We start from the raw sequence: 15,804 nt of genomic DNA, 5'->3' as shown, positions 1-15,804 counted from the left end.
GGGAAATCCTCCCTGAAATTTGGCTATTTTTGCTCATTATACTGATAATCAGGGAAATCCTCCCTGATTATTTGCTGATTTGGAGGTGAATTCAGAATTCGCCCGATTATTAGGGAGGATTTCCCTAATTACATCGCATCCAAGAATTTTTTGGCTATTTTTAGGGAGATTTTCCCTAATCGCTCTCACCTAGCCTAGTTACCACGAGCTTGCCACGAGCCCCTCGATATAACCATTATCATTTTAATAAAGCTTCAGTGAACACCAAAAACGAAGGAGCTAAGCATCTAGAGATTGCTTAACTCCTTCGTTCATTTGTATATTTGCAATATTTTACTTCATAATCAAGTTATAAATCACTTGGGTCGCTTCTGCTCGGGAAGCGATCCCTTTTGGTGCAAATAGACCTTCATTTTGACCTTGAACCACTCCTAGGCTTGCTGCTCCCTTTACAGAAGCGGCTGCCCAAGAGGAGACCTGCTTCATATCTTTGAATGTCACATCAGTTGAAGCAACAGTTACTTTGCCATTCTTCAGCTCATAGGCTTTCATTAACATGACCGTGATTTCTTCACGGGTAATCTGTGCAGCCGGCTCGAACTTGGTCGCACTTCTGCCGCTCACGATGCCCGCCTTATAAGCGATAGAAATGGACTCTGCGTACCAAGCAGACGGTGCAACATCAGCAAAGCTAACATCTCCCCCTGTGGTCAACCCTAGGGAATGAACGAGCATAGAGGTGAACTCGGCACGCGTAATCGCACGGTTTGGTTCAAACTTGTCTTTGCTAGTCCCTTGAACATACAGCTTCGCCGCCAGCTCTTGGATTGCAGGACTAGCCCAGTGATTGGCTGGCACATCGACAAAGGTCCGTTTGAGCTCCAGCACAGCATATTTACTGAAGTGGTTAACTTGTGCTGTCAATACACCATCAGCATAATTCGCAGAGATATATTCCAGCTTACCGTTATCCGCAATATAGTAAATGCCTCCACGCTTGGAATCAAAGCCTTCTCCCACTGTCAGGCTTAGCGTAATGGGTTGTTCGAACGCAGAAAGCATTTCTGTTGTGCCAGTTTTCGTGGTCACCGACAGACTGAACTCATAGATATCACCCATGAGTCTAACCTGTGCTTGAGTAGTTCCCTCCGCTGCAGCAATGATCTCATTCGCCTTGCTGCTGAGTGGTGCTACTTTCAGGGTTATCGTGCTATCATCCCGCTGACCTTCCGGTAGCTTGCTCTGCAACTGGCGGAGCAGATCCGCAGGCACCTTTATGGAGAACTTACCGGACTTCAAAACCAGCGTATGATTCGCCAACTGGCGAACTACATCGGAGGATAATTGTATCTGCTGTGTATCTCCCTTAATCTCCACGATGACATTACCAGATGCACGATCCACTTTCAGCATCTCTGATGTAAGGATTAGAGTGCCCGCGCCATTCTCTTGATCTACAATGCTACCAGGAGTACCGTTGTTGTTACCCGGATTCGCAGGGACTTCAGGATTTCCCGGTTCTACAGTGGAGGCTGCTTTGACTGTAACTTCTGCCGTAGCTTTGAAGCCGCCGTCTGCTGTTTCCACAGTAATTATGGTTTTCCCAGCATTTACAGCCGTTACCGTTCCATACACTACGGTAGCTACAGACGTATCGCTCGAAGTCCAGTGTACTGCTTTATTCGCCGCCTCTTCCGGAGATAGCGCAGCCGTCAACTTTCCGGTTTCACCAGCGGTTAATGTTAGCTCTGTCTTATCTAGCGATACACCTGTTACTTTCTTAGGTGCAGCTGTCAATTTTACCAGTTTCGATTCTGTCGGCTGCAAAGACAACGCGAGTGTTCCTGAAATAGTCGAAACCTCTCCCGTCCATAGGTCTTGCATCGTGTATGAATCCGCTGCGTCCAGTCCGGCTCTACCAAGATTCACCGTTTTGTCTGCAGAAGCATTGGCACTGTAGTTGAATACAGCCAGATAATAATCGTTGCCGTCTTTCATCACAAAAGTATCCGCTGCATTTGCATTCGTATTTCCTTCCAGCGGCTTGAACACTTTTCCTTTTAACGCTAATTCGAGAACCTCCTTGTTGTTAAACAAGGCAGTCATGTACTCCTGTGCCTTTGGATCGTTAACATCATCAGAGCCGAGAAGTACGGTACCGGCGATGACGCCAGAGTTCATTCGACTGCGAGCTTCAGTTAAGCTGGAAGCGCGGGCCAACGCTAAATGATCGGGATCCGTATAGGTGTAAATCGTGCCATTTTGCCAGAATCCATAAGTTAACGAATTCAGCATGTATTCCGTTTCATTGATCTTGCCGTAGGTGTCGCAGGAAATACGTCTGCTGTGTGCATATTGGCTTGGAAAGATTGGCGCAATAGATGCGCTAATGAACATTTTTCCATCCAAACGATCCTTCACATAAAGCATTCCTTCATTGTAAGCTTGAATCCCTGTCGTTACGGTTGGATCGAAATGTTGTCCCTCAAGCGAACCGTGCGTCAAGAAATCCAATTTGATAAAGGTAAAGCCCAGATCCTTAAATTTGTCCAAAAAATAATTCATGCGCAGTTTAGCACCTGGATGTGTCACATCCAGAGGAAAAGCCCCATCCAGCGTCGGCAGCGGTTTACCCTCGGCATCTTTGAGGACAATATCGCCATACGTATACTTATTGTCGGTACCCTCTACCGGCTGGCTCATATTGTTGCCCCAATATACAAATGGTGCCCAATAGATACCTGCATGCTGACCATTACCCTTAATTACTGATACAGCGTCAGCAAGCTGCTTATCATTCAAATTGTCCCAATAGGAATCCATATTAATAAATACATTACCGTTATTATTGAAATCATTTAGGTGCTCCTTATAATAATTGGAGACATCCACAACGTCTTGGTATGAAAGTGTACCTTCGTAAGCTCCCCAGCTGTTAAAACCAACAGGCACGCCTTGCGGCAACTCAGGATTCAGCAACAGTGGAGGTGTGATGATCGCATTAGCTTTTCCGTATTCCTCAAGTCCTGTGCGGTAATCACTGAATGCCCCCACCATAATCATCGGCGAAGACAATTCTGCGCCTGTAAGGATGCCATGAGGCTGGGTATCCCGTGTAACGTCGCTGGCTGCTCCGCCATAAACCGCTAGCTCATTCAGCCGATTAGAAGAACCTTTCCAGTCGATCCCGGTCTTCCACGTATCATGAGTTACCGACCCGAGCACAAGGCCGCTGCGTGTCGAGTTATTAAAGATAGTCGTCATTTCATAGCTGGTATCCGCTCGGTTCATAGATTGAGATTTATAACGAATCCAAGCATCATTGTCAAAAGGAACGGTCAGTACCCGGTTATCTGCACTGGCACCGATATCTACTCCACCTGAACGTTTTACGGTAATAGGCGACATATAATTAGTCTGTAGCGCCGTATCGCTAATGGCATCCAGACGAGTTAAGAAATACTTCTGATCGTCATAAAACTTGTAAACCTGTTTGAGCGTTGGCTGTCCAGCTGAGGTATGAACAAAAGTAAGCTTCACTCCTTTGCCAAAGCCATCCTGAATTTCTACTGGAGCACCAGCACTTGCATGATTCTCATAGCTTGTAGTCTCAATGAGAGTATCACCGAGTTTGATGCTGCTATAGATTCCTTGCAGCTTCTGACCATCCGTCCACTTGTAGCTTGCGTATCCAGACTTAGTATTAAAAGAAACCTCATATTGTCCATTCGATACGAGCGTTCCATAAGTATATTCGGTAACGGTGATGGCCCCGTAGTTATTCGAAGTCCCTGGTGTCCCCAGATCACCATCCTCTTCAACTGGAGGATTAGGATCTGTACCCAATGCCGGTTCTACAATAATTCGATCCAGATCTGGCGCGTACCAGTTGCCGTCTGAGAATTTGATTGTATTCTCGCCTTCGTTCAGAGGCAGTGTAAGCTCATATGTGAGCGCCGTATCCCAGTCTGGTGTCTTTGGCAGTTCATAATACTGCTCTGCCCCACCATTAGCGCTGACGTATAAGCTGCGCGGGTCACCTGAGAAATAAGCTACCGTGATCCGATAATCCCCTGTCATCGGAGCCGTAATCTTATTGAAAGTTAAGGAACTGCCGCCATTCAGATACCCTACCTTCTGTCCACCGGAAGCATTCGGGCTATCGCCAACTCGCGCTTCTCCAGTTAAATCATTAACCGGAGACTCCGCTTCATAACTGATCGTATACGGAATGACTTCAATCCGGTCGAAATCTGGAGAGTACCAGTCATGATCCGAGAAAGTGATCGTGTTCAGCCCTTCCTGCAAGGAGGCTTCTACATCATAAGTTCCTACCGCATCCCAGCTTGCTGTCTTTGGCAGATCAACCAATTCATCCAGTCCATCATTCACCTGCATATAGACAGGCCGCTGGTCACCGGAAATATAGGAAATACGGATCAAATACGTTCCCGCTGCCGGCACAGTGACATTTGTGAACTGTAAAGTACTGTTTTTATTCATATCCTTTACAATTTTTCCACCGGAACCAACGCTGCTGTCCGCTATTTTGGCGTTGCCTGTAATTATATTTTCAGGCGCTTCAGCTTCTATGATTGCACCATGCAGCTTCTCCTTCCAGTCGCCTCCAGATCCTTCACCTGGGTCGCTGTCGTCCAGTCCATGAATTACGATCTTGTCGATGTCTGGAGAATACCAGTTGTTGTCATCAATCAGGATGCTGTTCTCTCCAGCATTCAGCGGAAGTGTCACATCATAAGCTCCCACCGTATCCCAATCCACTGTCTTGGGTGGTTCTTCAAACTGCTTATCGCCGCCATTGGCACTGATATTGAATGGCCGCGAATCGCCAGAAAAATAGTACACTGTAATTTTATAATTCCCACTCTCACTTACAGTCACATGATTGAACTGCAAAGTGCTTCCTTGATACATGCCTCCGACTTTCTGCCCCCCGGAAGCCGCTGGGTGTTCAGAAATAGAAGCATTGCCAGTCATAGCATTTCCATCAGCTTCAGCTTCATAGGTAGTACTCTCCGTATCATCGGCATAAACCGTACTGACAAACTGACCGCCACTGCCTATTACCAAGCAGATGATGACCAAGAACAAAAATCCTCTTTTCATTGCTTTCCCGAACATTTAATCCCTCCGTTTGTAGGTCTCCTTGCACTTTTGTGATATTCGGGCTATATCTGTCCATCAAGTCATCAAAGGAGTTGGTTAAGAAGCATCTTGAAAGCGCTACCGATTTTCGATGAACTAAAACACCTTTGATTGCCTTGATGAATGAAGCCCCTCACATGTGCTAGTTATAATACATGCTTAATTGTAAAAAGCAGAGGGATTAATATCCATATCGCAAGTTTACTATTCGTAAGGGAAAGTAACTTTATTTCCTATTTGCCGAACTGAAGCGCTGGCACAATCATAGACTCTTCCTATACTCGTTAGGTGTAACCCCTTGGTTCTTCAGAAATAGGGAGATAAAATAAGATGTGCTTTCGTAACCGACTCTTTGGGCGATATCCTGAATTTTGAGCGAGCCGTCAGCCAGCAACTCTGTAGCCTTATCGAGCCGGATACGTGTTAAATAATCGTGAATCGTGATACCAGTCTTGTCTTTAAAAATGGAGCGTAAATAGTTGGGCGATAAATAAACCTGATCTGATAAGCTATTGATCGTAATCGGCTGATCAAAATTCTGGTCGATCATACTGCGAACCTTGTGAACTAGCTTCGTGTTTTTGTCCATAAGACGCTCACCCAGCAAGCTCATAGCATTGCCTGCAGTGCCCAGGATCAAATCCTCAATCTCATTTAAAGTCAGTGCATTATAGATGGAATGATATAACTCCGCCCGTTTAACCCCCTCAGGAACAGGTTGATGCAGTTGCTCCAGCAGCTCGTCGACAAGATCAATCGCCCAATCGCAGATATTTTTTTTCTTGATTCTTAGTGTGGCTAGCCCCTCGAAATACTGATGCAGCTTCTGTGCGGCTTGCTCGAAATCTAGCTGATTGATAGCTTCAAACCACTCTTTCCTATTAAAAGGTGGCACATGCTCACTATCAAACTGGTTTGAAATCGCCAAGGCATGAATAATTGAACCCGTACCTTTATAGAAACGCTCGTTTAGGATTTCACGCGTCTGCTTATACAGACAATGAACCTCCGTTAATTCGGTTTCCTGTGCACCGACTGCTGCCGTCACTGTGAAATCCAGTCCACTTCGGATAGCCGCGGCCAAATCCTCCCACGCATAATACCCAGGCTGTTGGCGTGCTTCCATAAACACACCTACCTCCCCATCTTTGTAGGGCACAAATACCGTCTCTATATTCTTCGACTTGAAGAAATGATCCAGAAAAGCTACCAACCGGTTCTTACAATCCTCCAAACTCTGCTGTTCCCCCTCTGCCTCAATCGGATCGATACTGAACAGCGCCATTGCGTAGCGATTCCTCTCAGACTCACGGGTAAGCTTGCAATAGCTGGTCGCCAGATCAGCGGCATGTTCCGCATTTTTTTCATAGGAAAGCTCCTTAAGAAGGTTCGTTTTAGCCGCCTCCATGGAACGTTTCTTCATTTGAACTTCCTCACAGCGCTGCTTCACCTTTGCGATAACGCTTCCAATTTCATTCAAGTCGAGGGGCTTCAGTAAATATCCAACAGCACCTACATTTAGAGCCGATTTTACATAGTTGAATTCGTCATGCCCAGTCAGGAACATTAACTGCATCCAGTCATAGCTCTCATGTATTTTTTTAGCCATTTCAATACCGTTCATAATCGGCATCTGGACATCTGTAAGAATAATATCAGGTCTAATGGCCTCTATCTTCTCTAGAGCCTCTCTACCATTACTCGCAGTTCCGACGACATAAATGCCCATTTCTTCCCAGCGGATATAATCTCTCATCATCTCAAGGCCTATTTCTTCATCATCAACTAGAAAAATACTATACACTGATGTCCCCTCCTCTTTGTTGTCTGCATCTGTTTCTTCTATTATATTCTTTTCCCCTTAGGCTACTATGATCCAAATAAATGAAAGTTATTTTCAGGCATAAATCGTTAATTTGCAGACATCGGCAAAAGGGCTATCCGGTCCATAACAGACCGGATAGCCCTTTAATCATGCGCTAATAACCCAGCATAATTAAAGCGGGGGTTCATATCCCCCCCGCTGAATCATTATACCAACTCTAACTGACTGTTAAAATAGTAGCTTCCTCCTATTTCTCCTTGAACAGTAGCTCTTCTATCTCCCAACCGAAGTGTCACGGTTCCTGGCGAGTAGGTACGGATCGTAGCTTCCACTAATTGACCATTGTCCCAAGCTACATCAACCTCAGCATTTCCTTTGGCCCGCAGTCCAGATACCGATCCTGTACCCCATGCTTTTGGAAGTGCAGGCAGCAGATGAATCTCACCCTCATGGCTTTGCAGCAGCATCTCGGCAATAACAGCCGTACCCCCGAAATTCCCATCGATCACAAAAATATTGCACTCCGCTCCTCCAATGCCCGATTTGGAAAAGCTAAATAAATTATCGAAACTGAGTCCACCAATCAAATGAGAAATATGATTAAAGGCCTTTTCCCCATCATACAATCTGGCAAAGCCGAGACCGAACAATGCTGCGGTAAATTCCACATCCTCCAGTTCTTCCTGAACCATCCGGTTCTCAAGTGTTACTCTCACCGCAGCGCTAAGTTCAGGTGTCTTACTTGGTGTGATCTGATTACTTGGATATACCGCGAACAAATGGGCCAAATGCCGATGCTCCGGCTGCGCTTCCTCGTAGTCCTCTAGCCACTCTTGCAGCTGTCCTCTCTTGCCGATCTGAAATGGTGGCAGCTTGGATATCGCTTGCTCCAGCTGCTCCTGTAGTTCCTCGTCCGTATTCAGTAGCTTCGCAGACTTCAAACAAAACTCAAAAAGGTCTTTCACCAGCATCTGATCCATAGTGGTACCCATAGACAGCTGCTGTGCCCCATCGCTGCTATCCGTAGGATAGAAATGATTCTCCGGCGAGTTCGAAGGTCCAGTCACCAACCAGCCGTATTTGGGATGAATGGTCATATAATCTAGGAAGAATGCCGCTGCTTCTTTTAGCACTGGATAGGCCTGTTCCTCCAGAAATAGACGGTCCTGACTGTATTCATAATGCTCCATCAGATGCGTCGCAATCCATAGTCCACCTGTAACGTTTAGCCCCCAAGATGTCTCCCAGCCCGGAGCCGTGAACCCCCAGACATTCGAGAATACATGTGCTACCCAGCCTTTGCTGCCATAGAAATCGCGAGCGCTTGCCTTTCCAGCATGAGATAAGTCCTCAATATAGCGCATTAACGGTAAATGACTATCCCCAAGATTTACGACTTCCGTCGGAAAGTAATTCATTTGGGTATTGATGTCCAAATGATAGTCACAGCTCCACCCCATGCGGCAAGCCTCACCATCATTCCATATTCCCTGTAGATTTAGCGGTAAAGGGGAGTCCTCACGAGCTCCAGCAATGGTCAGGTATCGTCCATATTGCAGGAACAACGCAAATAGCTGCGAATCCTCCTCCGGGTTCTGTGCCAGTAATCGAATACGTTGATCAGTCGGCAGATTCACCTTCCCAGTGGTACCTAATTGGATATCCACCTTACCATATTCTTGCTCATAATCTTCGATATGATCTTCTTTTAACTGCGCATATCCTTTAATCAAAGCCTGCTGTAATGTGCTGCTGCTCTCCATTTCCCACTCCGAGTTACTACGGTTGTAATCGGTGCTGACGGCAAAATAAATTCGCGCCTCATTGGCCCCGGCAATTCTCAATTGACCGTCCCCTCTGTACATCGTACCACCGGAAATGCTTACCTTAATTTGTCCCTTTGCCCATACCCCGCAAGTGCCGTCACTATGCACATTCTCTGTGGCTTGTCCTCTGAATTCAATAGTGTCGTCATTCACGACTTGAGTCGTAAACGACTCTGAACCACCCTCCAGACCGATCGTAAAGGATACACCTCCCGGTTCATCGCTCCAAATTCTTGAGACCACCAGATCATCAGCATGAGAGGCAAAAATCTCACGATACAGCGTTGTTCTTCTACTTTGAACCACTGTCTGAGCCACCGCACAGGTCAAATCCAGCTCTCGCTCGATAGCCGCTGCTGACCCGGAATCCGTATCCTGTTCTGCAAAGTCAATGACAACCTCGCATAAACCAAGGTTCGTACCAAAATTTCGTTTCTTCGGCTGCAGATGTTGTTTGGCTAGACGGTCACCTTCGTTATAATCGCCAGCAAAGAAGTACTTCCGCATCTCTTCCAGCGCAGCTTTGCCGCCGAAAGGAGCAGGCTCTGACTCAGCTTGACCCGACCAGTAGGTAACCTCGGTCATGTTCCATACCTCACGATACGGAGCAGCTATCACTACTGCACCTATTCTTCCGTTGCCCAGTGGCAATCCTTGTGACCAATCCGTTGCAGGGGTAGAATACCATAATCTAAAATCGCTCATTTTATTTTCTCCTGTCCATAGTAGAATCTGTGCAAGCGCGATAACCCTCAAAAATGTTGTTAATTAATCCGCTATATAGTGTAAAACCATTCATAATCCCATCTCTTTCAAGATGAATCATACTTTCTTAAACCTATCCAATATGTTGCGGATTTATTGTATTTATCGTATCATTTGGATGAATCACTGTCTTTGTTGACCTATTCGATCATTTGACGATTTGTACGGTAAGATAAGAAAAGAGGATCCGCATGAATAAACTATCTGAAATGACTCCATATGTCGGCGCAATTATGCCTTATGTGTACGACGGCAGCAGCAATGAGCATCTGAGAGTCGGTAATGCATACGCGTTCCACTTGTTTACTGATGGCCCCGGTGAGATGGAAATCGACGGAATACGTTATCCGATTGAACGGAGGACGCTTGTCTTTCTCCGTCCCGGTCAACCCCATGCTTTTCATATCTTGCCTTCTCATCCACTGTCGTCCTACAACATCTATTTTGATTTATGGGACAACCGCTCTCCAGTATCTAATAACCTTTTATTTATCCATGCCCCTGAAGTCTTACAATTTGAAAAAAAAGCCACCGAAGCACCCTGTGCCGAACTGAACGAGTTGCCTTGCGTATTTCCACTAGCTAAATATCCCCTGCTATACGATAGTCTTGTGATGATTGCCAAGTCTTACAATGACGCGCTGTTCTATCGTAATGAGACGGCCAATAGCTATCTGTACGGCTGGATCTTGAGCTGGTATAATGCCCTCCATCAGCATCAGCCAAGTGATTATCGTATTGTCCGCCTGCTGGAATATTTGAACACCCACCCCGAGCGTGGTAAGTCTATCGAAGATTGGGCACAGTTCTGTGGGCTCAAGCGGACATATTTCCATGAGCTGTTTCTACGGGAGACCGGAATGACGCCACGCGTCTATCATCATAATTTAGTCATGAGGCGGGCGGCAGGATTGCTTCTGGAGAGTGAGCTTAGTGTGACTGCGATCGCTGAGAAGCTGGGTTATCCTTCCATCCATCCTTTCTCCAGACATTTCAGTACCTGCTACGGCATTAATCCCACACAGTACCGCCTTAATCCCCAAAGCCGAATACGAATGTAAGACTCCAACAAAAAAGAATACGCGCTATCCGCGAGAAGCGGTTGCGCGTATTCTTTTTTCAATGTGTATAATCAGTTGGCTTTTGCCGTTAATTTGAAGATTTTAGACTCTGCCGGTTCGAGCGTAACTACAAGCTCTCCCGCTGTTTCCCCTTGTGTGCCTTCCCATAGATCAAGCAGTTGGTAAGCTGTTTGACCCTTCAACCCTGCACGCTCCAAGGAGATAGATTTATGAGCAGAATTCGCAGCATCATAGTTAAAGACAGCAAGATAGAATACATCATCTTCTGCATCTTCAAGTACGAAAGTATCGGAAGCTTGCTTACCAAGATCCCCTTCGACAGGGTGGAAAGTCTTCCCTAGGCGGGCGACATCCATAATCTCTTTATTGCCCAGCCACGCTTTGGCCCGTGCGGCTGCTTCTTCTTTTCGGAAATCATCGCCTAGCAGAAGTACCGTTCCAGCGATGACCGAAGCAGTTAGTCGGCTCCGTCCTTCATGCCAGCCAGTGGCATCTTGGTTGTGGCTCTTGTAGAGCACGGAATGATCCGGGTCATTGTAATGGTACAAGGTATGACTCATCCACCAGCCATGTGTCAACGAATTCAGCAAATATTCTGTATCGTGCAGTGTACCAAAGACGTCACAGGATACCCGGCGGCTATGTGCAAATGCATAAGGGAACAATGGCGCGATGGATAGATTGATAAAGAACGGCCGACCGATCACCTCTGGTGAGAGCTTGTTCTGCAAGTAAGTCATCCCATAGTGATATGCCGCAATTCCCGTCGTAATTTCCGGATTGTAATGTTGCCCTTCCAGTGCACCATGTGCCAAGAAGTCTAGCTTGACATACTCGAAGCCTTCCGAGATAAATTTATTCGTGTACCAATCTATTCTTTGCAGGTTGCCTGGATGTGTCGGGTCAATGGCCAGCCCTCCATCAACATCCGGCAAAATTTCTCCTTCGCTGTCTCGCAGCAAGATATCACCATAAGTGTATTTGCCGTTTGTACCTTCCACGAGATCTCCAAACTGAGCCGGACTTCCCCAGAAGGCAAAAGGCGTCCAGTAAGTTCCCGGTCTATGACCGTTCTCCCGAACCAGGTCCAGTGCATTCTTCATTTCTTCTGGTGTGAAATTGTCCCAGAAAGCATCAAAGTTGATGTACAGTGTGTCCTCATTCTGGAATCCTAGCGGCTGCACTTCATTTTTCAGAAAATTACTGGTGGATGTATACAGATCGTAATCAAGCTCAGCCATTGCCGCAGACCAGCTATTCCAGCCGATAGGAACGCCGCCATCCCATGACAGAGGAGCCTCTATCCAGGTATTAGCCTGACCGTACGCTTCAAGCCCTTTTCTATAATCATCATAGAACCCTACGAAAACGAGCGGTGACTCTACTCTTGTTCCTTTCACATAACCATGTGGCTGGAAATCGCGGGTCATTTCACTTACAGCGCCGCCGTAAAGATCCAGCTCCTCGATCCCTCCGCTCCGTTCGCTTTTGATACGAATCCCTGTCTTCCACACCTTGTGCGTAATGGAACCCATAATAATTCCCTGCCAGCTTTCCGGCGCGAACAATGCAGTTACTTCATAGCTTTCCGTATCCATCGGCGGCTTCACTACTGTATATCTGACCCACTTGTCGTTGTCGTACGGCACACGCAGAATGCTTGGTTCTTCGGGTTGCCCTGACTCCCCGCCAAGTGACACCGATTTGGTCTGAAGGACAGCCATCCGGTTTGCCTTGATCTCTTCATCGCTTGCGATTACAATTTGCATCAATACAAATGATGAAGATTCATAAATATAGAAATGCTGCTCCAGCTGTGGCAGCAGGGACGTTTCGTGCAAAATGACTACGTGAACACCTTTTCCAAAGCCCTCACGAACTACCACTTCCTGAGACTTCAGTGTGTGACTCTGATAATGTTCAGTGTTATATTCCCGACCTTGCCAGCGGAATGCACTGCGAATCCCTTTTACATGAGAAGTGTTTCCGCGGGCAACGGATGCTTCACCCGTCCCGAGATCAATCTCTAGATTCACCTCATCATTGGTTACACGGATAAGAGATGCTGTGTCCGTATTCACTTTTACCGTTGTAGCACTATCAGTTAGCATGATTTGCCTCCTTGTTACTGCGTTTTGGACCTTGAAGGCGGCAGGCTCTGTACCTGTGTCCCCCAAGTATGCCCTCATTATAAAGATCAGATAAAGCGTTTTCTATACAACGATCTTCCGATCCATACCGCGATCTAACACATCTAGCACAAACCTAAATCCCCCTAGTATTCATGTCGATGACAAGAAGAAGAGGATGTACATAAAATACTACTCATGCTCAACAATTTCGTATCCACACTCCGTTTTCACCTTCGGGCAGCTAGAAGAGATAGATTAGGGAAAACCTCCCTAAAAAAAGCCAGAAAACACTATATTTCAATGTAATGAGGGAATTCCTCCCTAAAAAACAGAGTGAATTCCAAATTCACCACCAGATCGGATGAATTTCAGGGAGAAATTCCCTGATTGTTAGTCTTGCGAGCAAAAATCTCCGAATTTCAGGGAGTTTTTCCCTAATTGTTGATCAGCATTATATTCGTACAAAAAAACAGCAGCAGGATCCTGTAATTTAGGTCTCTGCTGCTGTCCATATTCGTATGAAACTGACTATTATTGCTTACCAACTATAAGCTTGTAGGTCTGGCCTGCGGTCGTTGGAAAGCTCACCGTTCCATCTACGGAGCGGTCAAATTCCATCTCGTTGCCGCCATTACTCACCATGAGCGAAGCATCTGTGCGGATCACACATTCATTGCCTAGAAGGGAGGTAATCTGTGCTTCCACGAGATGGCCTCTATCCCACTGAATGCTAACTTCAAAACCACCGCGGGCACGTAGCCCCGCCACGCTTCCCTCCTGCCATTCATCTGGCAGTGCAGGCAGCAGATCGAGATACTCCAGGTGAGATTGCAGTAGCATCTCAGCAATTCCGGCAGAAGCGGCGAAGTTACCATCAATTTGGAACGGTGGATGTGCGCCAAGCAAATTGGCATAAACACCGCCGTGACTATACTGTTCGGACTCCCCGTCCTTCACCAGCCGCAGCATGTTTGAGAGCAGTCGTAGTGAGCGGTTGCCATCCCGGAAGCGGCTCCAGAGCGCAACTCTCCAGCCCAGACTCCAGCCCGTGCTCTCATCCCCACGCCGTTCAAGCGAAGTTTTGGCGGCAGCGAACAGCTCAGGGGTCTCTTCTTCTGACAACTGCCGGCCCGGATAGATACCGACCAAATGCGAGGTATGTCTGTGATACATATCTTCATCCTCAAAGTCTAAGGACCATTCCTGCAACTGTCCGTACTTACCAACCTGCAGTGGCAATAAACGTTCACGAGCACTTACCAATTCTGCACGCAAATCCTCATCCGTTCCAAGCGTTTCCGAAGCCTCGATACAATTCGTAAACAGCTCCCAGATGAGCGAAATATCCATAGTAGCACCTGCGCTGACTGCAGCCAAGCCCTCCGCTGTCTGGAATTTATGCTCTGGTGAAGTGGATGGGGAGGTCATAAGCCTTCCGTTACCATCGTCAATAAACCAATCCAGTGCAAACAGAGCCGCCTCCTTCATCACAGGATAAGCGGAAGTCCGTAAATATTCCTCGTCCCCGCCAAAAGCATAATGCTCCCAGAGATGTTGTGTCAGCCAAACGCCACTCATCGTCCAGTAAGCCCAGCTTGGATCTCCGTCACCATAATCCCCCACCGGTGCTGTCTGTGCCCAAAGATCCGTATTATGATGAGCCACCCAGCCTCGGGCACCATAATTGACTTGAGCAGTCTCCGCACCCATCTTCGCCAAATTTCCGATCATATCCAGCAGCGGCTCATGACATTCCGCCAGATTACAAATTTCAGCTGGCCAATAATTCATCTCTGTATTGATGTTCAGTGTATAGTTGCTACTCCACGGCGGACGGGTAACCGCATTCCATATTCCCTGCAGATTAGTAGCCTGTGTTCCGGGGCGCGAGCTTGCGATCATCAAATAGCGCCCGTAATGAAACAGCAACTCGACAAGACCAGGGTCTTGTGCCGCGTATGTCGTAATCCGTTGCTCCGTGGACATCGACTCCGGGGCTTGTGTCTTACCTAATTGGAGCTTCACTCGGTCAAAAAGTGATCGATAATCCTCGACATGCGCTTGAAGCAAGCTGTCGTAAGACTTTCCATTCACATCTGCCAAGTAAGAAGCTGCAATAGCAGAAGCATCTTTCCCCTCAGCTCCCGGGATTTTGTCAAAGCCATTAAAGCCTGTAGCCGCGCTGAAATAGAAGGTTGCAGCCGTTCCTCCCAACAGATGAATTCCACTACCGTCAACGGTAACTTCCCCATCCTCTGCTACTACGGAGAGTTGTCCTTCAAAGGCCATGCCCTTGCTCTTGCCAGGTTCTCCGTATTGGATCGGATTGTCACTCCAAAAATAGCTTGGATCAACATGCTCCGGTGCAGTTCCCGAGAGTACAAAGTTATCACCCTGAGCGTGAAGGCTATGCCGAAGCGAACTATCTAGTGTAGCATGTACATTCAGCGCTCCCGGTGCACTTGCAGTCAGACGCAGCACGAGCAACTGATCAGGATGTGAAGCGAACATCTCACGGGTATAAGTAACATTACCAATCTTGTATTCAACACGGTGAACCGCATGTTCAATATCTAATGTCCGCCGATAGGATTGATAAACACCACCATGCTCAAAACGAAGTAGTAAATCTCCAAAAGGCAGATACGATTGGGTGTACGGACCTAGCATCTCTCTAGTCAGGGTGTCCGCTTCTGTATACCGGCCCTCCTGAATCAGCTTTCGAACCTTTGGCAAAGCTTCCTTAGCACCTGGATTATTCCCATCCTTCGGGAATCCCGACCATAATGTATCCTCGTTTAGACTGACTTTCTCCTGTTCCACACCGCCGAAGATCATACCACCCAGACGGCCATTCCCAATCGGAAGCCCTTCGGTCCATACATTTGCTGGCTTGTCATATTGAAGTTTCATTGGTTCTCTCCCTCACGATCTGTCATGAATTAAATAATGTATTCCCCCAAGTCTGCCCTCATTATAAAGATCAGATAAAGCGTTTTCTATACATC

Annotated in this window: 6 protein-coding genes; 1 reads left to right on the top strand and 5 read right to left on the bottom strand. The window is 46.9% G+C overall.

Annotation, left to right across the window (positions count from 1 at the left end; translation table 11 throughout):
* Nucleotides 1-333: 333 nt before the first annotated feature.
* The 3 genes from MKX35_RS11150 to MKX35_RS11140 form a co-directional block, all read right to left on the bottom strand.
* Complete coding sequence (locus MKX35_RS11150; RefSeq protein WP_076300758.1) at nt 334-5,142, bottom strand: S-layer homology domain-containing protein; 4,809 nt, start codon at nt 5,140-5,142, stop codon at nt 334-336.
* Nucleotides 5,143-5,428: 286 nt separating this feature from the next.
* The gene (locus MKX35_RS11145) at nt 5,429-6,970 is read right to left on the bottom strand and encodes a response regulator (protein WP_076300757.1); all 1,542 of its coding nucleotides are present in this window, start codon (nt 6,968-6,970) and stop codon (nt 5,429-5,431) included.
* A 227-nt stretch (nt 6,971-7,197) separates the two neighbouring features.
* Nucleotides 7,198-9,522, bottom strand: a complete 2,325-nt coding sequence (locus MKX35_RS11140) for a glycoside hydrolase family 95 protein (protein WP_076300756.1) — start codon at nt 9,520-9,522, stop codon at nt 7,198-7,200.
* 251 nt (nt 9,523-9,773) lie between these two features.
* Between MKX35_RS11140 and MKX35_RS11135 the strand changes: the two genes are divergently transcribed.
* On the top strand, nt 9,774-10,643 hold the full coding sequence (locus MKX35_RS11135; protein ID WP_076300755.1) for a helix-turn-helix domain-containing protein: 870 nt from the start codon (nt 9,774-9,776) through the stop codon (nt 10,641-10,643).
* A 71-nt stretch (nt 10,644-10,714) separates the two neighbouring features.
* On the opposite strand, the gene MKX35_RS11130 is transcribed toward MKX35_RS11135, so the two are convergent.
* Together MKX35_RS11130 and MKX35_RS11125 are read right to left on the bottom strand one after the other, a co-directional pair.
* A complete protein-coding gene (locus tag MKX35_RS11130; protein ID WP_076300754.1) occupies nt 10,715-12,775 on the bottom strand; it encodes an alpha-galactosidase in 2,061 nt (686 codons plus the stop codon).
* A 552-nt stretch (nt 12,776-13,327) separates the two neighbouring features.
* On the bottom strand, nt 13,328-15,709 hold the full coding sequence (locus tag MKX35_RS11125; RefSeq protein WP_076300753.1) for a glycoside hydrolase family 95 protein: 2,382 nt from the start codon (nt 15,707-15,709) through the stop codon (nt 13,328-13,330).
* Between the last annotated feature and the right edge of the window lie 95 nt (nt 15,710-15,804).

The organism is Paenibacillus sp. FSL R5-0923 (assembly GCF_038009145.1).
Taxonomy (GTDB): domain Bacteria; phylum Bacillota; class Bacilli; order Paenibacillales; family Paenibacillaceae; genus Paenibacillus_AQ.
The sequence above is the reverse complement of the archived record's forward strand: the minus strand, read 5'-3'. Positions and strand labels throughout refer to the sequence as shown.